Below are 25,480 nucleotides of genomic sequence, written 5' to 3'. Positions count from 1 at the left end.
CAGGATGAACCAGGGCGGCCGGGGCGGGCGGCGCGGCAACTTGCAGGCACACGAAGGGATCTGTTTCGCCCATGTACACAGCATCGTCCTCCGTGTCCGCTCCGCCCCGGTCGTTGCTTCCCCGCCCGGTGGGCGGCGGCCCCTACCTCGACCCCGCGCGTCAGGCGGCCCCCGTGCTCGGTGCCGGACGGACGCGGCGCGTGCCGGGTCTCGGCACCCAACCGCTCAGCGGGAGAATCGACTTGTCCGGCCCCCAGGGCGCCCAGCTGCGCACGGCGATCGCGTCGGTGCACCGGATCTGTCCGGAGTTCGCTCCGGTGCAGGTGCTGCGCCGCAGCGGACGCTCCGTGCTCCTCGTCGGCACGATGGGGCGCAGTACGGCAGTCGCCAAGTGTTTACTGGACCACTCCCCCGTCTGGGCCGAGCGGATCAGGCATGAAATAGCGGCATACCGCTCGTTCGTCCGGCACCGCCCTCCCGTTCGGGTGCCCCGGTTGATCGCAGCGGATCCGGACAACTGCACCCTGGTGATCGAGCGCATGCCGGGCCGGGTGGCCGCGCTCCACCGGCACCCCGCGGAGGCCCCGCCCCGGGCGGACATCCGCGCGGCGCTCGGCGCGGTCTGCCGGCTGAACGCGTGGCGGCCGCCGGCGGGAACGTTCAACGCCCCGCTGGACTACGCGGAACGGATCTCCCGCTTCCATGAGCTGGGTCTGCTCACGGACCGGGACATGGGCGATCTGCAGAAGCTGGTGCACGGCATCGCGGCTTCCTCGGGCCGCCAGGGCATGGGCCAGTTCTGCCACGGCGACGCCCTCCTGTCGAACATCCTTCTCTCACCGGCCGGTCCAGTGCTGGTGGATTGGGAGCACGCGGGTTGGTATCTGCCGGGCTACGACCTGGCCACGCTGTGGGCGGTCCTCGGTGACGCTCCCGTGGCACGCCGTCAGATCAGTCAGCTCGCGCAGGCGGCCGGCCCGGCGGCACGGGATGCCTTCCTGGTGAACCTGATGATCGTACTGACCCGTGAGATCCGTACGTACGAGACAGCCGTGCAGCGTTCCCTGCACGACGCGGCCCCGGTGGCACCGGGCCCGGCCAACCCCGCCGCCGCGCCGTCCGGCGAGGAGCAGCGACTGCTGCTGCGACGGCTGCACGACGACTGCCAGATGGCCCGTCGGGCCGTGCGCGCGGCGGTCGGAACGCGCTGAGGGACGAAGGTCCGCGGTGACGCCGAGACACGGGCGCCACCGCGGACCTTCGTCGTTCCCGACGTCCGCCGGGCCGGGGCATTGGTCCACGCCACTGACGCCCCGCAGGCCGGGAGACCGCCGCCACGAAACCCCCGTGCCCCGCCCTGACATGGGAAATCGCCTGCCTCTGGGCATGATTGACGGATCGTCGGAGAGCCGGTAGCACTGACGCGTTCGGCTCTCGCACGCCCCACCGCGCTCGACCGTCCCAGGAGGCCGCATTGCACTGGTCCGCCATCGAATCCAAGGGCACCACCGGAGACAGACGCGCGCGCAGGACCGCGGGAGCCGTCGCCTCGGCGGCGCTGCTGCTGCCGCTCCTCGGCGCGGCGCCCTCACCCTCCGCCGAGGGCGCGCCCGCGACCGGGCTGCAGCGGGCCTTCGCCGCCGCGGCCGCCGAGTACCACGTACCGGGCGGCGTGCTGCTCGCCGTCTCCTATCTGCAGTCCCGCTGGGACGCGCACGCCGGCGCCCCGAGCGTCAGCGGCGGCTACGGCCCGATGCACCTGACCGACGCCCGGACGGCGATCACCGAGACCCCGCACCACGGCGACGGCACGGAGGACGCCCGCGGCGACGGTTCACGGCCGGCCCTGCGGCCCGACGTCGAGGCCCCGAAGGACTCCGAACTCCCGGCCCGGCTCAAGACGTTGACCAGGGCCGCCGACCTGACCGGCCTGCCCGCGGAGCGGCTGCGCACCGACGCGGCGGCCAACGTGGCGGGCGGCGCCGCCCTCCTCGCCGCCGCGCAGCGGGACCTCGGCGAACCGCTGAGCGACGACGCCGCCGACTGGTACGGCGCGGTGGCGCGCTTCTCGGGAGCGGACGACACCGCCACCGCGGCGCAGTACGCCGACGACGTGTACGCCGTACTGCGCGCGGGCGAGGAGCGCACCACGGACTCCGGGCAGCGCGTACGACTCGCCGCTCGGCCCGGTCTGCGCCCCGACACCACCCGGCTGGGCGGCGCGGGGCTGCGGACGGCCTCCGCCGAGGGCACCGAGTGCCCGAGGACCGTGTCCTGCGAGTGGATCCCCGCCCCGTACGAGGAGTTCGGCGAGGGCGACTACGGCAACCACGACCTGGGCGACCGGCCAGCGTCGCAGAGCATCAAGTACATCGTCGTCCATGACACGGAAGGGACCTGGGACGGTGTGCTGAACCTCGTCCAGGACCCGACCTATGTGTCGTGGAACTACACCCTGCGCTCGACCGACGGGCACATCGCCCAGCATGTGAAGGCCAAGGACGTGGCCTGGCACGCGGGCAACTGGTACGTCAACGCCAAGTCGATCGGCCTGGAGCACGAGGGGTTCCTCGCCGCACCCGACGCCTGGTACACGGAGGAGATGTACAGGGCCTCGGCGCGCCTGGTGAAGTACCTCTCCAGGAAGTACGACATCCCGCTGGACCGGCAGCACGTCCTCGGGCACGACAACGTGCCGGGCCCGACGGCCTCGACGATTCCGGGCATGCACACGGACCCGGGCCCCTACTGGGACTGGCGGCACTACTTCACCCTCCTCGGGCACCCGTTCCACGCGACGCTCGGCAAGGGCACCGACCTGGTGACCGTCCTGCCCGACTTCGACACGAACCGGCCGGTCTACACGGGCTGCGTCACCAAGGGCGAACCCTGTGCCGCGCACGGCTCCAGCGAGGTGCGGCTCCACTCCGCGCCGGACGAGGGTTCTCCGCTCGTCAAGGACATCGGCCTGTACCCGAACGGCGACGCCTCGACGACCGGCGTGAACGACGTGGGCTCGCGCGTCTCCACCGGACAGCGGTACGCGCTCGCGGGACGGCAGGGCGACTGGACGGCGATCTGGTACCTGGGCCAGAAGGCCTGGTTCAAGAACCCCGGGAAGCGGCCGACGGCGGTTCGCGCGTCGGGGCCGGCCGTGACGCCCAAGGACGGCCTGGCGGAGATCCCGGTGTACGGCAGGGCGTACCCGGAGAAGGAGGCGTACCCGGCGGGCGTGCCCGTCCAGGCCGTCTCACCGCTGCCGTACAAGGTGCTCGCGGGCCAGCGGTACGCGGCCGGTGACAAGGTGCCCGGGGAGTACTTCTACTCGCCGACGTTCGACACGACGCCGCACCGGGTCGTGATCGGTTCGGACATGTACTACGAGATCCAGTTCGGGCACCGGGTGGCGTTCGTACGAGCCGCGGACGTGGACCTGGTTCCTTAGCACATCCGGCGGTTCGGGAGTCGGGCCTGTTGAGAGCGGGTCCGACTCCATCCGTCGGCGAAGACAATGACACCGGCATCCGACCAGGGAAAGTGCCGCCGAGGACAGGTTCAGCCTCGCTCGGGCCAGTTAACGACATGTAACCGCACGCCCGGTCCCCGTGCTGTCTGATGAGCCGTTCACGGCAACACGGCACATCTGGGACGGACATGGGCAACTTCGTCAAAGAGACTTCAGCGCGACCGGCCGACGCGGCGGACCTCCAGCGATGCCGGTGCGCCGGTGAACCGCGCAACGATGCTCCGGCAAGCGCCGAGGAAAGGTTTCGGGGGCTGCTGGAGGCGGCGCCCGACGCCATGGTGATCGTCGACGACACCGGCACCATCAGACTCGTCAACGCCCAGACCGAAGCCCTCTTCGGATACAAGCGCGACGAACTCCTCGGCCACCCCGTCGAACTCCTCGTACCCGGCCGCTTCCGCGCCCATCACCACCGCCACCGCGACGGCTACGCGGGCAACCGCCAGGTCCGCCCCATGGGCGCCGAACTCGAACTCCACGGCCTGCGCAAGGACGGCACCGAGTTCCCCGTCGAGATCAGCCTCAGCCCGCTCGAGACCGCCGACGGCCTCCTGATCTCCGCCGCCGTCCGCGACGTCAGCGACCGCAAGGCGGCGGAGGAAAGGTTTCGGGGGCTGCTGGAGGCGGCGCCCGACGCCATGGTGATCGTCGACGACACCGGCACCATCAGACTCGTCAACGCCCAGACCGAAGCCCTCTTCGGATACAAGCGCGACGAACTCCTCGGCCACCCCGTCGAACTCCTCGTACCCGGCCGCTTCCGCGCCCATCACCACCGCCACCGCGACGGCTACGCGGGCAACCGCCAGGTCCGCCCCATGGGCGCCGAACTCGAACTCCACGGCCTGCGCAAGGACGGCACCGAGTTCCCCGTCGAGATCAGCCTCAGCCCGCTCGAGACCGCCGACGGCCTCCTGATCTCCGCCGCCGTCCGCGACGTCAGCGACCGCAAGCGGGCCGAGGCCCGGATCAACGAACTGGCCGGTCTGGTGGAGTCCTCCCAGGACGCGATCCTCGCCAAGACCCTCGACGGCCACATCACGTACTGGAACGCGGCGGCCCAGCGGCTGTACGGCTATTCCCGGGCCGAGATGATGGGAAAGCACGTGTCCCTGCTGGCCACCACCGAGGGCCGGGGCGAGATCGACATCCTGCTGGACCGGCTGCGCAGCGGGGAGAGGGTCGAGCACTTCGAGACGCTGCGGCTGACGCGGTCCGGCAACCTGATCGACGTGGACATCACGCTGTGGCCCACCCGCGCCACCGACGGCTCCGTGATCGGCGCGTGCGCCATCGTCCGGGACATCAGCGACCGCAAGAAGGCCGAGGCGGAGCTGACCTTCCTGTACGAGCAGCAGCGGCACATCGCGCTCACCCTGCAGCGCAGCCTCATGGGAACCCCGCCCGCCATTCCCGGCCTGACCACCGCGAGCCGCTACCGGCCCGCCACCCAGGGAGCCGGGGTGGGCGGCGACTGGTTCGATCTGATCCCGTTGGGGGCCGGCCGGGTCGGAGTCCTGATCGGTGACGTGATGGGCCGCGGTCTGGAAGCCGCCGCCGTGATGGGGCAGCTGCGGTCGGCCGCGCACGCTCTGGCCAAGACGGGGATGCAGCCGCGCCAGCTGATGCAGGCCCTGGAGGCCGTGGTCGGCGATCTGGACGTACCCGACCAGCTCGTGACCTGCTGCTATCTGGTCATCTCCGCCGACGCGGGCGAGGTCACGGTCTGCTCGGCGGGACATCTGCCGACGCTGGTGGCAACGCCCGGCCAGGGCGCCCGGCCGTTGCCCGTCCCGGTGAACGCGCCCCTCGGTGTCGGCGACGTCCTCTACGAGCAGGTGTCCTCGGTGATACCTCCCGGGGCGACGCTCGTCCTGTACACCGACGGGCTCATCGAGACACCGGGCAGCGACATCGAGGACCAGCTGGCCGAGCTCACGTCGACGCTCGGGGACCTGTTCACCACGGCGCCGGACCTGGAGGAGGCCGCCGACCACGTACTGGCGGCGCTGCTGCCGGACGCCGACGGACACAACGACGACGTCACGCTGCTGCTCACCCGGCTGCCCGACGGACCGCTGGCCAAGGTCAGCACGGATCTGCCCGCGGCGCCCGCGTCGGTTCCGGAGGGCCGCGCGTTCCTCAGCAAGGCCCTGACCTCGTGGGACTGCGCGACCATGGAGGACGACGCCCGGCTCCTGCTCTCAGAGGTCCTCACCAACGCCGTCCAGCACGCGACGGGACCCATCGGTCTCCATCTGTGCCGGACCGCCACCGATCTGACCGTGGAGATCAGCGATCACAGCCCGCATCTGCCGCAGCCCCGCTCGGCCACCGAGGACGAGGAGTCGGGACGGGGACTGATCCTGGTCCGCGCGCTCGCCGACAGCTGGGGCGTACGTCCCACCGACGAGGGCAAGACCACCTGGTTCACGCTCAAACTGTGACGCCGGGAAGGGTGTTCGGCCTCAGCCCTGCTGGAAGAGTTCCGCCGGGAGAGGCTTCAGCAGGGCGTACAGGTCGTCCGTGATCGGGCGGTCCCAGGCGGCGATGGTCACCAGGACGTTGTCGCTGCGGTCGAACTGGACGCAGGCGATACGGGTCTCGGAGAGCTTCAGCCTGCGGACGATCAGGAGGTTGTCGCCCTGCATCACCGGCATGTCCTCAATCCCGGTGACGGTGACCTCCTCGTCGTTCTCCAGCGCGATCAGCAGCTGGGCGACCTCGAAGGGGACCTCGCCCTCGGCGACGTCACGGGCCTGGGAGCCCTCCGGCAGATTGCCGATGATCATCGCGGGGCCGCGGCCGCCGAACAGGTCGTAGCGCAGGAAGACGCCCTGGCAACTGCCGTCGGGAGCGGGCAGCAGGCCCGCGCCGAGATTGCCGGGCCAGTCGCCCGGATCCATGGCCAGAACATCGAAGTCGGGCCCGGCGGGCGTGGCGCTGCGGCGGCGGAGGAAGGACATGCCGCAATGGTACGTGCACGGGCGCCCACCGGGCCCCGCGGAGCTTGTCCGTTCCGGGCCGGCGGACGGCCCGCTCCTCAGGAAGTGGCCTGCTCCTCCAGTGCCGCCGCCAGTCCTGTCCGGTCCGTGCCGACCTTCCGGTAGACCGCCGACAGGAGCCGGGCGACGGTGTGCTCGTCGATGCTCAGTTCCTCGGCGATCTGGGCCGGGGTCCGGTCCAGCGCGGTGAGCGCCGCGGCGGTGCGCTCGCGGGCCGTGAGGGTGTCGGTCTCGGTGCTGTGCAGACGGCGCGGCCGCAGGCCCGCGCCCGCCAGCTCCTCGCGGGCCTCCTCGATCAGCCCGTCGGCACCGCACTGGACGGCCGCGTCGAGGCCGCGGTACAGGTGCTCGGCGGCTTCCCTGGGGCGTCCGGCGCGACGCAGTCCGATGCCCAGGGCGACGAGCGCGCAGGCCAGTTCGTAGGCGGCCGGGGAACGTTCCAGATGACCGACGGCCTCTTCGAGGAGCTCGACGCGGGCCGGGGCCGGGGAGACCTCGGCGGCGGCGCGCAGGGCCTGGCCGATCGCGGAGGGGGTGCCGTACTGGCGGGCGCGGTTCACCGCTTCGAGTGCCGTGACGACGGCGCGCTCGGGGGCGTCGTGGCTCTCGGCGCGGGCGAGGTGGAGCTGCCAGGGGCACCAGGCGGGGTTGCGCATGCCGCGCGGGTCGAGGCGCCGGCCGGCCGCCGCGAGCTCGGTGGCCGCGTCCTTGGTGAGGCCGCGGGCGAGCAGCAGCTCTCCGTAGACGGTCTGGGCGTCCGGGAAGGTGACGGCGGCGGGGAAGGGCGCGCAGAACGCGTACTCCTCGCCGGTCCGCGTGGCCTCCTCGACCCGGCCGCGGGCGAGCAGGACCTGGATGAGGGTGCCCACCGCGTACCAGTGGACGGGGGTACCGGGCCCGACCCGTTCGGCGAGTCCGAGGCCCGCGCGGACGAAGTCCTCGGCTTCGGCGAGGCGGCCGCGGCGGAAGCGTACGTATCCGAGGATCGTGTAGCCGAAGGACAGATGGGCGCCGTGCCAGCCCTGGGCCTCGAAGTCGGCGATCCCCGTGGCGAAGAGTTCCTCGGTGCGGCCCGGCCGGTCCGCGTACATGAAGGTCATGGCGACCAGCACCGGGACTTCGAAGCCGCGGTCGGCCTCGGCCCAGCCGAGGCCGCCGGCCAGGGCGCGTTCGGCGTGCCGCAGGGCCACGTGGGCGGGTTCCCCCCGCAGGGTGGCGTCCCAGGCGCGCAGTCCGATGACGTAGCGCTCGGTGAGGTCGCGGCCGGTGAGCCGCTCGGCGAGGCGGGCCAGCCGGCGGGACCGGGTCGGCGAGTCCGGTTCGTCGGCGCGGAAGGCGTCCCACATGAACTGCTCGGACTGCATGCGCAGCCGTACCCGGGCGTCGCCGGTGACCGGGATCTCCCGGGCGAGGGTCTCGGAGGCCTCGGCGAGGCGGTCGCTGTGCGCGAGGACCTGGGAGAGGCGGTAGACGATGTTGTGGCGCAGCTCCGGGTCGGAGATGGGCTCCTCGAGGGCGGCGCGCAGGTGGTTGACGGTGGTCGCCGGTTCGGTGAGCAGGGAGGCGCAGCCCAGTTCGTACAGGACGGCGGCCCGGTCCCCGGGGGGCGGGGGTTCGCGCAGGGCGCGGGCGAGGCAGCGGCGGGCCGCGTCGGGGGCTCCGGCGCGCTGGGTCTCACGGGCGGCGGCGCGCAGTTGCTGGACGATCCAGGGGTCGCCGTCGGGGTGGGTCTCCATGAGGTGGCGGGCCGCGGCGGCGGGACCGAGGCCTTCGTCGATCACGCACCAGGCGGCCTGGCCGTGCAGGGCGACGCGGACGCTGCCGGGGATGTCCCGGTAGACGGCGGTGGCGATCAGCGGGTGGACGAACTCGAGGGGGTCGGCGCCGGCGAGGATACGGGCGGTGCGCAGGGCGTCCGCCGCGTCGGCGGCCTCCTCGGAGCCGAGGCCCGCGACGGCGGCGGCGAGCGTCGGGCGGATCTCGGTGCCGAGCACGGCGCAGGCCCAGGCGAAACGGACGGTCGCGGTGCCGAGGCGTTCGAGGCGGGCGACGATGCCGCTGCCCTTGACGGCGGCGGCGAGGTCGCGCAGGAGATGCGCTCCGTCCTCGGTCGGGGTCAGGCCGCGGTCAAGGACCTTGGCGGTGAGTTCGACCGCCTCGAACGGGTTGCCCGCGGTGACCGCCCAGCACTCGCGGCAGAACGCGTCGTCGGCCTGGGTGCCGAGGTCCTCGCGGACCAGGCGGGCGACGGCTGCCGCGCTGAGCGGTTCGAGGCCGAGGGGGCGCTGTCCGGCGCGGCCGGGCAGGCCTCTGAACGCCTCGGCGTGTTCGGGGAGTTCGTCGGGCCGGTAGGCGACGACGAGCAGCAGCGGGAGTTGTTCGGCCCGGGGCGCGAACGCGGCGAGCCAGCTGAGCGATTCGGCGTCGGCCCAGTGGGCGTCGTCCAGGACGAGCACCATCGGGGTCCGCTGCACGGCGAGATGGGTGAGCACCCAGTCGAGTCCGGCGCGCAGGCCCTGCTGGTCGGGCGGGGCACCCTCGGAGGGCGCGCAGAGGCCGAGCGCGGGGCCGACGATCGCGTACCAACTGCCCAGGGAGGCCCGGAGTTCGGCCTCGGAGAATCCGGCGAGCTGGGGTTGCAGGAGCTGGCGGGCGACGTGGAAGGCGACGCGCTGCTCCTGCTCGCCGCCGCGCGCGCTGAGCACGGTGCAGCCCTTGGCGGCGGAGCGTCGGCGTACCTCGGTGAGGAGCGTCGTCTTGCCGATTCCGGCGCGTCCGGCGATGGCGAGGAGCGCGCCGCGGGGGCGGCCCGACGGTTCGCCGGCCTGCCGTCGCAGGCCGACGAGGTCGCTCAACGCCTCTTCGACGGCTGACAGTTCACTCTCGCGTTCGAAGAGCGTCCGTCGGCTGCGCAGGCTGCGCTGTCCCATGATCACCCCCTGTCACGATCGCGCGTCCGCGCGGGGAGCGGATGCGCACCGTGACCTTCAGGCACCTCAGCGTACGCCCCGATCATCCACGGGGCAGCCCGTTCGAGCGCACCACATCGGGAGCCCGTCGCGACGGTGCGGCCGCGGGTGGAGCCGATGGTGACGACCCGTCGGGCCCCACGGGTCGGGCCGCCGTCCCTCCCCCGCTCGGAGGGGGCGAGGGCCCGCGGTCGTCGGTCAGGTCAGGTCAGGTCAGGTCAGGTCAGGTCAGGTCAGGTCAGGTCAGGTCAGGTCAGGTCAGGTCAGGTCAGGTCGAACTCGCCCTCGCGGGCTCCCGACACGAACGCACCCCACTCCGCCGGTGTGAAGATCAGGGAAGGGCTCTGGGGGCGGCCACTGTTCCGCATCGCGATGAAGCCCTCGACAAAGGCGATCTGGACGTCTCCGCGTCCTCGGCTGCTGGACTGCCATTCGGCCTTGCTGAGGTCCAGCTCAGGCTTGTCCCAGCCCGCGAGCGGGTGTTGCTCGATGGTGCTCTCGGCCACGTCCGTGCTCCTCCCGGTTCGTCGTCCGCGGCCAGCCTAGCGATCGGTTCGGGTGGCGGACAGGCCACGTGAGGGGGACGGTTTCAGGAGGCGGGCGGCGCGGCGCCGACCAGCCACATGGAGAAGAACTGGGATCCGCCTCCGTAGGCGTGCCCCAGTACCCTGCGCGCCCCGTCCACCTGGTGTTCCCCGGCCTGGCCGCGCACCTGGAGTGCCGCCTCGGCGAAGCGGATCATGCCGGAGGCGCCGATCGGATTGGTGGAGAGGACGCCACCCGACATGTTGACGGGCAGGTCGCCCTCCAGTTCGGTCACCCCCGATTCGGTGAGTTTCCACCCCTCGCCCTCCTCGGCGAAGCCGAGGTTCTCCAGCCACATCGGCTCGTACCAGGAGAAGGGCACGTACATCTCGACGGCGTCGATGTCCCGGCGCGGGTCGGCGATGCCCGCCTGGCGGTACACGTCGGCCGCGCAGTCCTTGCCGGCCTGCGGGGAAACGAAGTCCTTGCCGGCGAAGAGCGTCGGTTCGCTGCGCATCGCGCCGCCGTGCAGCCAGGCGGGCGGACGCGGTGAACGGCCCGCTCCCGCACGGTCGGTGAGGACCATGGCGCAGGCTCCGTCGGAGGAGGGACAGGTCTCCGAGTAGCGGATCGGGTCCCAGAGCATGGGCGAGGCCTGGACCTTCTCCAGGGTGATGTCGTGCTCGTGCAGGTGCGCGTAGGGGTTCTTCAGCGCGTTGCGCCGGTCCTTGTAGGCGACGAGCGAGCCGACGGTGTCGGGCGCGCCGGTGCGCCGCATGTAGGCGCGCACGTGCGGCGCGAAGAAGCCGCCGGCTCCGGCGAGCAGCGGCTGCTGGAAGGGGATGGGCAGGGACAGGCCCCACATGGCGTTGGATTCGGACTGTTTTTCGTAGGCGAGGGTCAGCACGGTGCCGTGGACGCGGCCGGCGACGAGGTTGGTGGCGACGAGGGCCGTCGAGCCGCCGACGGAGCCCGCCGTGTGCACCCTCAGCATCGGCTTTCCGACCGCGCCGAGCGCGTCGGCGAGGTAGAGCTCGGGCATCATGACGCCCTCGAAGAAGTCGGGCGCCTTGCCGATGACGACGGCGTCGATGTCGGCCCAGGTCAACTCGGCGTCGTCCAGGGCTCGTCGGGCGGCCTCCCGGACGAGTCCCGCGATGGACACGTCCTGTCGCGCCGCCACGTGCTTGGTCTGGCCGATGCCTACGACGGCCACGGGCTCCTTGCTCATCGGGCATCCCCTTCGAGTACGGCGACCAGGTTCTGTTGGAGGCAGGGGCCCGAGGTGGCGTGGGCGAGCGCCCGGTCGGACTCCCCGCGATGGACGCGCGCGGCGGCCTCACCGATGCGGATGAGCCCGGTCGCCATCACCGGGTTGGCGGCGAGCGCGCCCCCCGACGGGTTGACGCTCACGCTGTCGTCGAGGCGCAGCGCCTTGCGCAGGATCACCTCCTGGGAGGTGAAGGGGGCGTGCAACTCGGCCGTGTCCACGGGTCGTTCGAAGGCACCGGCCCGTTCGGCGGCCAGCCGGGTGGACGGTGAGTCGGTCAGGTCGCGTACGCCGAGGGAGTGCGCCTCGATGCGGTGGTCGATGCCCCGGATCCAGGCGGGCCGCTCGCACAGTTCGCGGGCCCGGTCCCCGGCCGCGAGGATCACGGCGGCGGCGCCGTCGCCGATGGGCGGGCAGTCACCGGTCCGCAGCGGCCGTACGAGGTAGTCGCCCTGCGGAACCGAACCCCTGAGTTGAGCATGGGAGTTGGCGGTGGCGGAGGACCGGCTTCTGGCGGCGACCGCGGCGAGCGCGAGTTCGTCGGTCTCTCCCGCGTCGATGAGCGCCCGCGCCTGGAGCGCTGCGAGGGCGACCGAGTCGGGCCACAGCGGGGCGAGGTAGTACGGGTCCAGCTGCCGGGTCAGGACGTCGCGTACGGAGCCGGGCGACGACTTGCCGTACGCGTACACCAGCGCGGTGTCGGTGTCGCCGGTCAGGAGTTTGGTCCACGCCTCGTACAGCGCCCAGGCGCCGTCCATCTCGACGTGCGACTCGGAGATGGGCGGCCAGGCGCCCACCCCGTCCAGGGCCATGGTGAAGGAGAAGGCGCGGCCCGCGAGGTAGTCCGTGGAGCCGGAGCAGGTGAAGCCGATGTCGCCGGCCTTCAGACCCGTCCGGTCGAGGACTTCGTGCAGGACCGGGAGGAGCATCTCGACCTCGGAGAGCTCGTCGGAGGTGCGCCGGTGGTCGGTCTGCCCGAAGGCGACGACGGCGATGTCCCTGGCGGTCCGCATCTACAGCATCTCCTTGTACGTCTCGTAGTCCGCGTCCGGTTCCCCGGTGGGCCGGTAGTGGTCCGGGTGGCGGCCGTCCTCGGACCACACGGGCTCCACCCGCAGCCCCATCCGGACCTCGTGGTAGGGGATGCCGCCGATCCGGCCGTGCAGCGCGAGTCCGGCTCCGTCGAGGGCGATGTGCGCGTAGACGTAGGGCACTTCGATGTCGAGGTTCTTCGCCTTGATGTTGACGATGCAGTACGTGGTGACGGTGCCGCGCGGACCCACCTCGACCTGCTCGGCGGTGGCCACGCCGCAGGTGGGGCAGGCGCCCTTGGGCGGGACGTACACCTTGCGGCAGGACGGGCAGCGTTCGCCGACGGTGCGCCGGCCGGAGAGGTTCTCGATGTAGGCGGACTGGGCGCGGCCGGGTGAGTAGACGTAGTCGAGCCGGGCGGGGGCGACGATGCCGGTCACCATGTCCTCGAACCGGTCGCCGAGGCCGGTGAGTTCGCCGGGCTCCTCGGCGTCGTACGGCTCGAAGCAGGCGATGTCGGTGATCGCTCCGGAGCGTGTCCGGGCCCAGCGGACGCGGACGCGCATACCGCTGTGGACGGCCTCGGGTCCGGGGGCGTCGAGTGCGTGCAGCAGCGCGGTGTCGGCTCCGTCCAGCCTGACCAGGACCCAGGCGAAGGGGGTGCCGAGGGGCTGGCCGCGGCGGGGTTCGTGGTTCCAGGCCCAGGTGGTGACGGTGCCGGTGGGGGCGACCTCGACGAGGTCGTGGATCTCCTCCGCGGTGACGGGGTCGTACTCGACGGGCGGGACGAGTACGCGCCCGTCGGTGGTCCGCACGCCGAGGACGACCTGTTCGCGCAGGCCCGTGAGGAAGGCGCTCTGCACGGGACCGAGCGAGCGGGTGAAGGGGAACTCGACCACGAGGGGGGCTTTGAGGACTTCGGGCATCCCGGATCTCTCCTTCCAGGGGCCGGACGCGCGGGTCCGCGGGGCGGACGGGACGGGTCCGGGACCGGGCGGGTCAGGCGCGCCGGTAGACCGGCGGGCGCTTCTCTGCGAAGGCCCGGGAGCCTTCCTTGGCGTCGGCGGTGTCGAAGACCGGCCAGCCGCGCCGCAGTTCGGCGGCCAGCCCGTCGGTCTCGGTCAGCTCGGCGGTCTCGTACACGGACGCCTTGACGGCCTCGACGGCCAGCGGGCCGCAGGCGTTGATCCGCTCGGCGACGGCGAGGGCCGCCTCCAGCGCGGTGCCGTCGGGCACGACGCGCCCGATCAGACCGATGCCCAGGGCCTCCTCGGCGGTGTAGGGGCGTCCGGTGAGGAGCATCTCGAGGGCGTGGGTGCGCGGGATCTGGCGTTGCAGCCGGACCGTCGAGCCGCCGATCGGGAAGAGGCCGCGCCGCACCTCGAAGAGCCCGAACGTGGCGGAGGCCCCGGCGACCCGGATGTCGGTGCCCTGGAGGATCTCGGTGCCGCCCGCGACGCAGTACCCCTCGACGGCCGCGATCACCGGTTTGCGCGGGCGGTGGTGCCGCAGCATGGCCTTCCAGTGCAGATCGGGGTCGGCCTTGAGCCGGTCCCGGTACTGCTCTCCCTCCATGCCCTTTCCGGCCAGTGCCTTGAGGTCCATCCCGGCGCAGAAGGCGCCGCCCGCGCCGGTGAGCACGATCGAGCGGATCGCGTCGTCCTCGTCGGCCTCGACCCAGCCGTCGTACAGACCGACCAGCATCGGCAGCGAGAGCGCGTTCCTGGCTTCGGGCCTGTTGAGCGTGAGCACCAGTGTGGCGCCCTCGCGTTGCACGGTGAGGTGTTCCGTCCCACCCATGTGGCGTCCTCCCGTCTCGGATGCGAGAACAGGTTGCAGGAGGCGTCCGGCCAGTACAAGGGTTTTCTGACAGACAGTCAGATTTCTTGCTCCTGAACCCTTCACACTTGGGGCGGGCTTTGCTCTGATGACCGTCGGGCCCGTGCGGGCCCGCCCCGCGGCGACCGGCCACGGACGTACACGGTCAGGAGGAACGGTGGAGTACAACCTTGCCGACCTGTTCGAGTCGGTCGTCGACGTGGTCCCGGACCGTGAGGCGCTCGTGTACATCGACCACCCCGGCACGGGCGCGGAGGTCCGGCTGACCTACGCGCAGTTGGACGCGGCCGCGAACCGGGTCGCCCACCACCTGATCGACAGCGGGATCCGTCCGGGCGAACACCTCGGCCTGCACCTCTACAACGGCGTCGAGTACCTCCAGACCGTGCTCGGCTGCCTGAAGGCGCGTGTCGTACCGGTCAACGTCAACTACCGCTATGTGGAAGAGGAGCTGGCCTACCTCTACGCGGACGCGGACCTCGCGGCGCTGGTCTTCGACGCGGAGTTCACCGACCGGGTCGCGGCGGCACGGCCCCGCGCCCCCCGCCTGCGGCACCTCGTCCGGGTGGGCACCCCCGTGCCCGGAGCGGACGGCACCGTCACCCTCGACGTGGTCGACTTCGCCGACGCCGAGGCCGGCGGATCGCCCGGACGCGGCTTTCCCGCACGTTCCGCGGACGACCAGTTCATCATCTACACCGGCGGCACGACGGGAATGCCCAAGGGGGTGATGTGGCGCCAGGAGGACCTGTTCTTCGCCGGCCTCGGCGGGGGCGCCCCGACCGGTGAACCGGTCGCGAAGCCGGAGGAACTGGCCGAGCGGGTCGCGGCCGGCGGCGCGGGCATCACCTTCTTCCCCACTCCCCCGCTGATGCACGGCACCTCGACGCTCACCGCGTTCATCGCCTTCAACTTCGGCCAACGCGTGGTGATCCATCGCAGGTTCGCGCCCGAGGAAGTCCTGCGGACGATCGAGAAGGAGAAGGTCACCAGCGTGTCGCTGGTCGGCGACGCGATGCTGCGGCCGCTGATCGACGCGCTGAACGGACCCATGAAGGACACGGACTGTTCCGCCCTGTTCAGCGTCTCCTCGTCCGGCGCGATCATGTCGGACACCGTGCGCGAGGAGTTCCAGGCGCACGTCCCGAACGTGATGCTGCTCAACAACTTCGGCTCCTCGGAGTCCGGCTTCAACGGCACCGCGACGCCCGACTCGGGCCCCGGACGCGGATTCCGGATCAAGGTCAACTCCCGTACGCAGGTGGTGGATCCGGTCACCCACGAACCGGTGGCCGTCGGCGAGCCGGGGCGGGTCGCACAGCGTGGACACGTGCCTCTCGGCTACTACAACGACGCCAGGAAGACCGCCGAGACCTTCTTCCGCAAGGGTGACGAGCGCTGGGTGCTGCTGGGCGACATGGCCACGGTCGACGAGGAGGGCATCGTCACCGTCCTCGGGCGCGGCTCGCAGTGCATCAACACCGGCGGCGAGAAGGTCTATCCCGAAGAGGTCGAGCAGGCTCTCAAGTCGCATCCGGACGTGTACGACGCCCTGGTCGCGGGCGTACCCGACCCCAAGTGGGGCAACCGGGTGGCGGCGGTGGTCCAGCTCCGGGACGGTGCCGCGCGGCCGTCCCTCGACGACATCCAGACGCACTGCCGCACCCACCTCGCGGGCTACAAGATCCCGCGCCGGCTCGTGATCACCGATTCCATCCAGCGTTCCCCGAGCGGCAAGGCGGACTACCGCTGGGCCCGGTCGGTCGCCGCGAACACAGACCGCTGACCTGGCCGACCCGCACGTGGCGCACTCTTTGCCCATGATTGACACTCCGGGTTGAATGATGGGTGAAGATCAGCCGTACGAGAGGTGGCACACCTGCCCTGCCCCGGGGCGTGTCCGTCGTGTCATCGCGGGGCTTCGTACGGAAGGACCATCGGCGTGTCGCACATCACGCGCTCCAGTCAACTGCCCGAACAACCGGGAAGGGACACGGAGCCGCATCCGGACGCCGGCACGGCCACCGGGACCCCCGCCGACACGGAGACCGGCACGCCCGCCCCGACGGGCACGGACGCCGACGGGCCCACGGGGCCGGACGCCGAACCCCGGGCCGCCACCGGCGCGGAGGCGGGTCCGGCGGTCGCCACGGCCGTTCCGGACGCGGACGCGAGCCCGCGTACCGGGGTCGCGGACGGCGAGGGCGCCCGGACGGGCGCGGACGACCGGGACAGCGACGTGAACGCGGGGGACGACGCCGAAAGCACCGAAGGCACGGCGGACGCGGGTACGGAGACAAGGACCGGCTCCGCCGCGGACGGTGCTGCCGCCGTCGACGGCGGCACGAAGGCCGACGGCGCGGTGGGCGCGGTGGGCGCGGGTACGGAGACAAGGACCGGCTCCGCCGCGGACGGTGCCGCCGCCGTCGACGGCGGCACGAAGGCCGACGGCGCGGTGGGCGCGGTGGGCGCGGTGGCAGAGAATGACGCGCCGTCGGCGACCGCAGGTGACGCCGACGGGGACACCGACGCAGGCAGCGACGCTCCCGAGAAGGCCGTCGCCGACGCGAAGAGCGGCGACGACGTCCCCGCGAAGACCGACGCGGACGAGGACACCGACGCCCACGAGAAGACGGGGGTCCCCACCGACGGTGGCGTGACCGAAGCGGCCGACGCCGGGGACCGCCCCGAGGCCGACACGGACGGGGGCGACCCCGAGAAGCCCGCGGCCGGCCCGAGGCGCCGGGGCCTGTCGGCCAAGTACCCCCGGGCGGCGCGGAGCGTGACCGTCGGGACGACGGTCCTCGCCGCCGTGCTCGTCCTCTTCGCCCTCCTCGTACCGAACAAGCTCGAACGCCTGGAGTTCGGGGCCTTCCTGCGCATCCCGGCGGAGGGCGTCCTCCTCGCGGCCCTGCTGCTCGCGCTCCCGCCGAGGCCGAGGCGCATGACCTCGTACGTCGTGGGCGGCCTGCTCGGCCTGGTGACCGTCCTGAAGTTCGTCGACATGGGCTTCTACTCGGTGATGGCCCGGCCGTTCGACCTGGTCCTGGACTGGATCCTGTTCGAGAACGCGGCGGACTGGGTGAGGGAGTCGTTCGGTCGCGGCGGCGAGATCGCCGCCCTCATCGGCGTCGTCGTGCTCGTCATCGCCCTGCTCGTCCTGATGACGCTTGCGGTCGCTCGGCTGACCGAGGTCATGGTCCGTCACCGGCCCGTCGCCACCCGCACCACCCTGATCCTCGGCACCGCCTGGATCACCTGCGTGACGCTCGGCGTGCAGTTCACCGACGTACCGGTGGCCTCCCAGCTCAACGCCAGGATCATCCAGAACCGGGTCGACCAGGTGCAGGCGAGCCTGAGCGACGGGAAGGTCTTCGCGAAGCAGGCGTCCGTGGACGCCTTCGCGGACACCCCGCCCGATCAGCTGCTGACCGGACTGCGCGGCAAGGACGTCCTGTTCACCTTCATCGAGAGCTACGGGCGTACGGCGATCGACGACCCGGCGATGTCCCAGCAGGTCGGCTCGGTCCTGGCCGACGAGACCAGCTCGCTGAAGGCGGCCGGGTTCGCCTCCCGCAGCGGCTGGCTGAGGTCGCCCGTGACGGGCGCCGGAAGCTGGCTGGCCCACTCCACGTTCCTGTCCGGTCTGTGGATCAAGAACCAGCAGCGCTACCGGAGCCTGACCACCAGTGACCGCAACACCCTCACCAAGTACTTCCAGAAGACCGACGCCTGGGACACCGTCGGCATCGTGCCGGGCGTGCGCCGCGCCTGGCCCGAGGGCAAGTTCTTCGGCCTCGACCGCATCTACGACTCCACGCACCTCGGCTACAACGGCCCGTACTTCAGCTGGACCCCGGTGCCCGACCAGTTCAGCCTGGAGGCCTTCGAGCGGCTGGAGCACGGCAAGAAGAACCGCAAGCCGATGATGGCGGAGATCATCCTCGCCTCCAGCCACAACCCCTGGGCGCCCGTCGCCCACATGATCGACTGGAACGACCTCGGCGACGGCTCGGTCTTCGACCAGATCAAGAAGGAGGGGAAGGACCCCAAGGAGGTCTGGAAGAACCCGGCGAGCGTGCGTGCGGAGTACTCGAAGGCCATCCAGTACTCGCTGCACAGCCTCACCGAGTACGTGAAGCGGTACGGCGACAAGAACACGGTGCTCGTCTTCCTCGGCGACCACCAGCCGGTTCCGACCGTGACCGCGGGGAGCACCAGCCGGGACGTGCCCGTCGCGATCGTCGCGAAGGACCCGAAGGTACTGGACCGGATCTCCGACTGGGGCTGGAGCGACGGCCTGAAGCCCGCCAAGAACGCGCCGGAGTGGCGCATGGACACCTTCCGCGACCGCTTCATGACGGCGTACGGCCCGAACCCCGGCTCCGCCGCTCCGGGTTCGACGGCTTCCGCGAGCTCGACGACTTCGACGAACTGACCGTCCTGGGACGAGGGGGCAGCGGCGGCGCCGCTGCCCCCTCGCGCGTCTCCCGACCGGGCGCCACCGGGTCCCCACCTGGTGCCGCCGCGCACGCGGTGGCGTGGGGACCCGGGCGCGGTCAGTCCGACTTGGTGCCCTGGATCCGCTCGGCGATCCGCTTGATCCGCTGGAGCCGGGCGTCCCAGGCACCGGCCACCGCGGACAACTGGGCCACGGCGCGGGCGAACTGGGCCGCGTCCACCTCGTACCGGCGCTCGCGCCCCGCCGGGGTCACGTGCACCAGCCCCACCCGGTCCAGCACACCGAGATGCTTGGCGACCGCCTGCCGACTGACGGGCAGCCGTTCGCTGAGCGTGGTCGCGGTACCGCCGCCGTGGGCGAGGAGCAGGTCGAGCATCCGTCGGCGGGTCGGGTCGCCGACAGCGGACCAGAGCTCGTTGTCGATCGTGGTGGTCATGGCCGCTCGCCCAGCTTGCCTGCATACGTGACGAGGCGCGGGAGGAACAGGTCCCAGCCCCGGACGTGGTCGGCGTAGGCCTCCTCCAGCACCGCGGCCTCCCAGCCGCGCTCCCGGAAGCCGGTCTCCTTGAAGCGCAGCAGCGTGCCGTCTCCGGACGGGACCAGGTCGAAGGTGACCAGGAACGAGTTCGTCTCGGTGGCCGGGCTCTCGTCGTACACCCAGCGGAACGCGAACCGGCGGGGCGGGTCGGCCTCCACGACCGTGAGCGGCACGACCTTCGCGTCGGGTGCCGTCGGGTCGCCGAACGTGATCGTGCCGGTGCCCCCCAGGACCGGGTCGAGTTCCGCGTCGTCGGGCCACCACTCGCGCAGGTGCTCCGGGGAGCTGACGACCTCGTAGACCACGTCGGGGGTGGCGTCGATGCGGAGCTCCCGCTCGATGCTGCCGTACTCCATGTGCCTCTCCTGACCTAAGCGCAACCATCGGTTGCATTTCAGGGTATCCGGCGCACTCCACCGGCGCAACCTTTAGTTGCACGTAGACCTCCGGGCGACCCTCACCACCGCACCCCGCACCCCGCACCGGCCGCACGAGAGGCGCCGCGAGCGGATCCACGCCCTCCCCCGCATTGACCCTCCGGATTCACGGACGTAATCTGAGTTCGCATACATAGACAACGGCTGCATACGGAGATGGGACACATGGCGGGGTTCAGCACGGAGCCGGAGCGCGTGGCCGAACGGTTGCGGGACGGGATGGCGAGCGGGGTCCTGTCCTTTCCCCTGACCAGCTTCACCGAGGAGGGCGACCTCGATCCGGATGCCTGCCGGACCTACCTGGCCGCCCAGTTGGCCACGGCACCGGGCGCGGTATTCCCCGCCTGCGGGACCGGGGAGTTCAGCGCGCTGGACGAGGACGAGTACCGCACGGTCGTCTCCGCGACCGTCGAGATCACCGACGGCCGCCTGCCCGTGGTGGCGGGCGTCGGCTACGGATGGGCGCAGGCCCTGCGGTTCGCCCGGATCGCGGAGGAGGCCGGGGCGGACGCCCTCCTGGTGCTGCCCCACTACCTCGTCGAGGCCCCGGAGGCCGGTCTGGTCGAGCAGCTGCGCCGGATCGCCGCCGGCACGCGGCTACCGCTGATCGCCTACCAGCGCGGCCCGGTCGCCTTCACCCCCGCGGGACTGCGGGCCGTCGCGGCGATCCCCGGCGTCATCGGCCTCAAGGACGGCCACAGCGACCTCGACCGGCTCCAGCGGCTCACACTCGCCGCCCCCGACGGTTTCCTGTTCTTCAACGGAGCCGCCACCGCCGAGATCCAGGCGCGCGCGTACGCCACCGTGGGCGTCCCCGCCTACTCCTCGGCGGTCCACGCCTTCGCTCCGGAGATCGCCGACGCCTGCTTCGCCGCCCTGCGGGCCGGTGACGACGGGACCGTGAACAAGCTGCTGCGGGACTTCTACGTCCCGCTCGTGGAACTCCGCGACCGCGTGCCCGGCTACGCGGTCTCGCTGGTCAAGGCCGCGGCCCGGCTCCGGGGCCTTCCCGTCGGCCCGGTGCGGGCGCCCCTCACCGATCCGGGCCCGGCCGATCTCGCCGACCTGGAGCGGATCCTCGACACCGGGCTGGCGTTGGTCGGAGCCGAACGCCGCCGGGCCTGAAGCGCGCGGGGCACGGGGCACGCGGGGGGGGCGGGTCCGAAGGGGCTCAGGGCGGGTCTCCCCCGCGCCCGGCCCGCCGCCGTCATCCTGTGGTCTCCGGTCCCGGTCACCCTCGTACACAAGGATCTTGATGATGAGTCAGCAGCCGTCGATCACCGAGTTCTCCGTCTATCCCGTCGCGGGCCGGGACTGCATGGAGCTGAACCTGTCGGGCGCCCACGGCCCCTACTTCACCCGCAACGTCGTCGTCCTGAAGGACTCCGAGGGGCGCGCCGGACTCGGCGAGGTGCCCGGCGGAGAGAAGATCACCCGGACGCTGCGGGACGCCGGGCCCCTCGTCCTCGGCGCGAAGGTGGGCGACTACCAGCGCGTCCTGCGCGAGATCGGGGACCGCTTCGGCGACCGCGACGCCGGCGGGCGCGGCGCCCAGACCTTCGACCTGCGGACGACCGTCCACGCCGTGACCGCCGTCGAGTCGGCGCTGCTCGACCTGCTGGGCCAGCACCTGGACGTCCCGGTCGCCGCCCTCCTCGGTGACGGGCAGCAACGCGACCGTGTGCGGGTGCTCGGCTATCTCTTCTACGTCGGCGACCCGGACCGCACGGACCTCGGTTACGTCCGGGAGCGGGACGCGGACGTGGACTGGTACCGCCTGCGGCACGAGGAGGCGCTCACACCCGACGCGATCGTCCGGCAGGCCGAAGCCGCCCACGACCTCTACGGCTTCCAGGACTTCAAGCTCAAGGGCGGTGTCCTGGAGGGCGCGGAGGAGGTCCGGGCCGTGCGAGCGCTCAAGGACCGCTTCCCCGGGGCCCGGATCACCCTCGACCCCAACGGCGCCTGGTCGCTGCGCGAGGCGATCGACCTGTGCGCGCCCCTGATCGACACGCTCGCCTACGCCGAGGACCCCTGCGGCGCCGAGAACGGCTACTCGGGCCGGGAGATTCTGGCCGAGTTCCGCCGGGCCACGGGGTTGCCGACGGCGACCAACATGATCGCCACGGACTGGCGGCAGCTGACCCACGCGCTGGCGCTCCAGTCGGTCTCCATCCCGCTGGCCGACCCGCACTTCTGGACGATGCGGGGCTCGGTGCGCGTGGCCCAGCTGTGCGACGCGATGGGCCTGACCTGGGGCTGCCACTCGAACAACCACTTCGACATCTCGCTCGCCATGATCACGCACTGCGGGGCCGCGGCACCGGGCGCGTACAACGCCCTCGACACGCACTGGATCTGGCAGGAGGGTCTGGAGCGGCTCACGGCCGACCCGCCGCGCATCGTCGGCGGCGAGATCGCGCTTCCGGACGCCCCGGGCCTGGGCGTCCGGCTGGACATGGACCGGCTGCTGGCGGCGCACGAGCTGTATCTCCAGGAGGCGCTCGGCGCCCGGGACGACGCGGCGGGGATGCGCCGCCTCGTCCCCGGGTGGGAGTTCGACGCGAAGCGGCCCGCGCTGGTGCGCTGACCGCCGCCTCCCCCGTTCCCGCCGGAGGCGTCGGCCGTCGCCCCGCCCGTTCCCGCAGAAAGCGGTGGCCGACCCCTTGCACTGGCGCGGGACACCTGAATTACTGATCCGGAACAGCACGACCGAATGATCGGTCGTCCGGAATCGGACGGTTGGCGAGGGAGAGTCTCGATGGCGGGCTCGATGGACGCGAAGGGCCCGCTCGACGCGGGCGAGCGACTCGACGCGGAGGGGCTGCGGAGCCTCCAGCTGGAGCGGCTGCGCGCTTCGCTGCGGCACGCGTACGAGAACGTCCCGTTCTACCGGGAGTCCTTCGACAAGGCCGGGCTGCGCCCGGACGACTGCCGCTCGCTCGCCGACCTGGCGCGGTTCCCCTTCACGGTGAAGGCGGATCTGCGCGAGAACTACCCGTACGGGATGTTCGCCGTGCCCCAGGACCGGATCCGGCGCATCCACGCGTCGAGCGGGACGACCGGACGGCCCACGGTCGTCGGCTACACGGAGAACGACCTGTCCATGTGGGCCGACATGGTGGCCCGTTCGATCCGCGCGGCGGGCGGCCGGCCGGGCGACAAGGTGCACATCGCCTACGGCTACGGGCTGTTCACCGGCGGGCTCGGCGCCCACTACGGCGCGGAACGGCTCGGCTGTACGGTGATTCCCGCGTCCGGCGGCATGACGGCACGTCAGGTCCAGCTGATCCAGGACCTGAAGCCCGAGATCATCATGGTGACACCGTCGTACATGCTGACCCTGCTCGACGAGTTCGAGCGGCAGGGCGTGGACCCGCGCGGCACCTCGCTGCGCGTCGGGGTGTTCGGGGCCGAGCCGTGGACCGAGGCGATGCGCCGCGAGATCGAGGAGCGGTTCGCGATCGACGCGGTGGACATATACGGCCTCTCGGAGGTCATCGGCCCGGGAGTGGCCCAGGAGTGCGTGGAGACCAAGGACGGTCTGCACATCTGGGAGGACCACTTCTACCCGGAGGTCGTCGACCCGGTCACCGGTGAGCTGCTGCCCGACGGCGCCGAGGGCGAGCTGGTGTTCACCTCGCTCACCAAGGAGGCCATGCCCGTGATCCGTTACCGGACACGGGACTTGACGCGGCTGCTCCCCGGCACGGCGCGGGTCTTCCGGCGGATGGAGAAGGTCACCGGGCGCAGTGACGACATGGTGATCCTGCGGGGGGTCAACCTCTTCCCGACGCAGATCGAGGAGATCGTGCTGCGGACCCCGGGAGTCGCCCCGCACTTCCAGCTCAGGCTGACGCGCGAGGGCCGGCTCGACGCCCTCACCGTACGAGCCGAGGCCCGGTCCGGTGCGACGCCCGAGACGCGGGAGGCCGCCGCGCGGGCGATCGCGGGGGGCATCAAGGACGGGATCGGTGTCTCCGCCACGGTGGAGATCGTCGAACCGGAGTCCCTGGAACGGTCGGTGGGCAAGCTCAAGCGGATCGTGGACCTGCGCCCGCGCGGGTGACGGGCGCGGCGGACCCGGGCACGGATGCCCCCGGCCGTTCGCGGGCATCCGTTCGCCGCAGCGGTGGTCGGACCGGCGCCCCGGGCGCCTCCCCGCCTCCCCGTCGCCGCGCTCCGGCTCCGGCTCCGGCTCCGGCTCCGGCTCCGGCTCCGGCTCCGGCTCCGGCTCCGGCTCCGGCTCCGGAAACCCTAAGCCTCGCCGAACCGGTCCCGCAGCTCGCGCTTCAGGATCTTCCCGCTGGCGTTGCGCGGCAGTTCGGCCACGAACAGGACGCGCTTGGGCGCCTTGAAGTGGGCGAGCTTCTCGCGCGCGTGGGCGATCAGTTCGTCCTCGGTGACCTCGCCGCGCGGGACGACGACGGCGGTGACGGCCTCGATCCAGCGGTCGTCGGGGAGCCCGACGACCGCCACCTCGGCGACCTGTTCGTGGGTGTACAGCGCGTCCTCGACCTGGCGCGAAGCAACCAGGACACCCCCGGAGTTGATGACGTCCTTCACCCGGTCCACGACGGTGAAGTACCCGTGGGCGTCGCGCACGGCGAGGTCTCCGGAGTGGAACCAGCCGTCCCGGAAGGCCTCGGCCGTCTCCTCGGGCTTGTCCCAGTAGCCCTCGCACAACTGCGGTGACCGGTAGACGACTTCGCCCGCCGTCCCGTCGGGCACGTCCTTGCCGTCCGCGTCCACCACCCGTGCGTCCACGAACAGCACCGGGCGTCCGCACGAGTCCATTCGGCCCTTGTGCTCGTCGGGTCCGAGGACGGTGGCCAGCGGGCCGATCTCGCTCTGGCCGAAGCAGTTGTAGAAGGCCAGCTTCGGAAGCCGTTCCCGCAGCCGTTCCAGGACGGGGACCGGCATGATCGACGCCCCGTAGTACGCCTTGCGCAGGCCGCTGAGGTCGCGGTCGGCGAAGTCGGGGCGGTTCGACAGGCCGATCCATACGGTGGGCGGCGCGAACAGGCTGTCCGCGCGGCCCGTCTCGATCAGGTCGAAGATCTGGTCAGCGTCCGGCGAGTCGAGGATCGTGTTCGAGGCGCCGACCGCGAGGTAGGGCAGCAGGAACACGTGCATCTGGGCCGAGTGGTAGAGCGGCAGCGAGTGGACCGGCAGGTCGCCGGCGCTCAGGTCGAGGGCGGTGATCGCGCTCAAGTACTCGTGCACCAGGGCGCGGTGGGTCATCATCGCGCCCTTGGGCAGCGCCGTGGTGCCCGAGGTGTAGAGCAACTGCACGAGCGTGTCGCCGCGTTGTTCCTCGCCGTCGTACGGGAGCGCGGTGTCCAGCCGCGCGAGCAACGAGTCGTCGGCGTCGCGCAGCGGCAGGGTCCGTACGCCGTCGGGGATCCGGCCGGCGAGATCGGGGTCGGCCAGGACGAGGGTGCTTCCCGACTGGCCGACGATGTAGGCGAGATCGTCGCCGGTCAGGTTCTGGTTGACCGGAACGTGGACGAGACCCGCGCGGGCGCAGGCGAGGAAGGCGATCAGATAGGCGTCGGAGTTGTGCCCGTAGGCGCCGACACGGTCGCCGGGGACCAGCCCCTCGCCGAGGAGGACGGTGGCCGCGCGGGAGACCGCCTCGTCGAGTTCCGCGTACGTCCAGGAGCGCTCGCGGTAGTCGACCGCGCGCCGCGCGGGTGTCCGCCGGGCGCTGCGGCGCAGCACCCCGTCAACGGTACTGCCGTGTCCAGGCTTCATGACAGGTGATCCTCGATCCACGGAACAGCGAGGTCAAGTCATGACGCCGGCGCCGGGGTCCCGCGGCCGGACCGGCCCCGGGCGCCCCGGGCGCCGGCGCGCGGACCGTCGCACGGGCGG

18 protein-coding genes are annotated in these 25,480 nt (G+C 71.8%); 8 read left to right on the top strand and 10 right to left on the bottom strand.

Features of this window, described 5'->3' with window-relative positions:
• The first annotated feature begins 71 nt into the window (after nt 1–71).
• From ACFYW7_RS27335 to ACFYW7_RS27325, 3 genes are all read left to right on the top strand, one after another.
• Entirely contained in the window at nt 72–1,211 is a 1,140-nt protein-coding gene (locus tag ACFYW7_RS27335) for an aminoglycoside phosphotransferase family protein (RefSeq protein WP_389506933.1), read from the top strand.
• Nucleotides 1,212–1,474: 263 nt separating this feature from the next.
• Nucleotides 1,475–3,445 carry an N-acetylmuramoyl-L-alanine amidase gene (locus ACFYW7_RS27330; protein WP_389506931.1) on the top strand — a complete coding sequence of 657 codons (1,971 nt, stop codon included), beginning with the start codon at nt 1,475–1,477 and terminating at the stop codon, nt 3,443–3,445.
• A gap of 209 nt (nt 3,446–3,654) precedes the next feature.
• Nucleotides 3,655–5,973, top strand: a complete 2,319-nt coding sequence (locus ACFYW7_RS27325) for a PAS domain S-box protein (protein ID WP_389506929.1) — start codon at nt 3,655–3,657, stop codon at nt 5,971–5,973.
• Nucleotides 5,974–5,994: 21 nt separating this feature from the next.
• Here the strand turns inward: ACFYW7_RS27325 and ACFYW7_RS27320 are convergent, their stop codons facing one another.
• From ACFYW7_RS27320 to ACFYW7_RS27290, 7 genes are all read right to left on the bottom strand, one after another.
• Complete coding sequence (locus tag ACFYW7_RS27320) at nt 5,995–6,492, bottom strand: hypothetical protein (RefSeq protein WP_389506927.1); 498 nt, start codon at nt 6,490–6,492, stop codon at nt 5,995–5,997.
• 77 nt (nt 6,493–6,569) lie between these two features.
• On the bottom strand, nt 6,570–9,461 hold the full coding sequence (locus ACFYW7_RS27315; RefSeq protein ID WP_389506925.1) for an AAA family ATPase: 2,892 nt from the start codon (nt 9,459–9,461) through the stop codon (nt 6,570–6,572).
• Nucleotides 9,462–9,763: 302 nt separating this feature from the next.
• Nucleotides 9,764–10,006, bottom strand: coding sequence for a DUF397 domain-containing protein (locus ACFYW7_RS27310; protein ID WP_081222806.1), 243 nt, complete (start codon nt 10,004–10,006; stop codon nt 9,764–9,766).
• Between the two features lie 83 nt (nt 10,007–10,089).
• Complete coding sequence (locus tag ACFYW7_RS27305) at nt 10,090–11,256, bottom strand: thiolase domain-containing protein (RefSeq protein ID WP_389506923.1); 1,167 nt, start codon at nt 11,254–11,256, stop codon at nt 10,090–10,092.
• The gene (locus tag ACFYW7_RS27300) at nt 11,253–12,308 is read right to left on the bottom strand and encodes a thiolase domain-containing protein (protein ID WP_389506921.1); all 1,056 of its coding nucleotides are present in this window, start codon (nt 12,306–12,308) and stop codon (nt 11,253–11,255) included. The genes ACFYW7_RS27305 and ACFYW7_RS27300 overlap by 4 nt, the downstream gene beginning before the upstream one ends.
• Nucleotides 12,309–13,253, bottom strand: coding sequence for a Zn-ribbon domain-containing OB-fold protein (locus ACFYW7_RS27295; protein WP_389506919.1), 945 nt, complete (start codon nt 13,251–13,253; stop codon nt 12,309–12,311).
• A 73-nt stretch (nt 13,254–13,326) separates the two neighbouring features.
• Nucleotides 13,327–14,127, bottom strand: a complete 801-nt coding sequence (locus ACFYW7_RS27290) for a crotonase/enoyl-CoA hydratase family protein (protein ID WP_389506917.1) — start codon at nt 14,125–14,127, stop codon at nt 13,327–13,329.
• Between the two features lie 196 nt (nt 14,128–14,323).
• Between ACFYW7_RS27290 and ACFYW7_RS27285 the strand changes: the two genes are divergently transcribed.
• On the top strand, nt 14,324–15,952 hold the full coding sequence (locus tag ACFYW7_RS27285; RefSeq protein ID WP_389506915.1) for an acyl-CoA synthetase: 1,629 nt from the start codon (nt 14,324–14,326) through the stop codon (nt 15,950–15,952).
• An 870-nt stretch (nt 15,953–16,822) separates the two neighbouring features.
• The gene (locus tag ACFYW7_RS27280) at nt 16,823–18,604 is read left to right on the top strand and encodes a sulfatase (protein WP_389507240.1); all 1,782 of its coding nucleotides are present in this window, start codon (nt 16,823–16,825) and stop codon (nt 18,602–18,604) included.
• Between the two features lie 121 nt (nt 18,605–18,725).
• Here the strand turns inward: ACFYW7_RS27280 and ACFYW7_RS27275 are convergent, their stop codons facing one another.
• A complete protein-coding gene (locus ACFYW7_RS27275) occupies nt 18,726–19,064 on the bottom strand; it encodes an ArsR/SmtB family transcription factor (RefSeq protein WP_389506913.1) in 339 nt (112 codons plus the stop codon).
• A complete protein-coding gene (locus tag ACFYW7_RS27270; protein ID WP_389506911.1) occupies nt 19,061–19,522 on the bottom strand; it encodes an SRPBCC domain-containing protein in 462 nt (153 codons plus the stop codon). Before ACFYW7_RS27270 ends, ACFYW7_RS27275 begins: the two co-directional genes overlap by 4 nt.
• A gap of 246 nt (nt 19,523–19,768) precedes the next feature.
• On the opposite strand from ACFYW7_RS27270, the gene ACFYW7_RS27265 reads away from it, so the two are divergent.
• The 3 genes from ACFYW7_RS27265 (at nt 19,769) to paaK (ending at nt 23,672) form a co-directional block, all read left to right on the top strand.
• Entirely contained in the window at nt 19,769–20,728 is a 960-nt protein-coding gene (locus ACFYW7_RS27265) for a 5-dehydro-4-deoxyglucarate dehydratase (protein WP_389506909.1), read from the top strand.
• 133 nt (nt 20,729–20,861) lie between these two features.
• Nucleotides 20,862–22,193, top strand: coding sequence for an enolase C-terminal domain-like protein (locus ACFYW7_RS27260; protein WP_389506907.1), 1,332 nt, complete (start codon nt 20,862–20,864; stop codon nt 22,191–22,193).
• 171 nt (nt 22,194–22,364) lie between these two features.
• Nucleotides 22,365–23,672 (top strand): phenylacetate--CoA ligase PaaK, encoded by a 1,308-nt coding sequence (gene paaK / locus ACFYW7_RS27255; protein WP_389506905.1) that lies wholly within the window; start codon nt 22,365–22,367, stop codon nt 23,670–23,672.
• A gap of 188 nt (nt 23,673–23,860) precedes the next feature.
• On the opposite strand, the gene ACFYW7_RS27250 is transcribed toward paaK, so the two are convergent.
• Nucleotides 23,861–25,360, bottom strand: a complete 1,500-nt coding sequence (locus ACFYW7_RS27250) for an acyl-CoA synthetase (protein WP_389506903.1) — start codon at nt 25,358–25,360, stop codon at nt 23,861–23,863.
• Between the last annotated feature and the right edge of the window lie 120 nt (nt 25,361–25,480).

It is taken from the genome of Streptomyces sp. NPDC002580 (genome assembly GCF_042889485.1).
In the GTDB taxonomy this organism is placed as follows: domain Bacteria; phylum Actinomycetota; class Actinomycetes; order Streptomycetales; family Streptomycetaceae; genus Streptomyces.
This window is presented reverse-complemented; position numbering and strand designations above follow the sequence as displayed.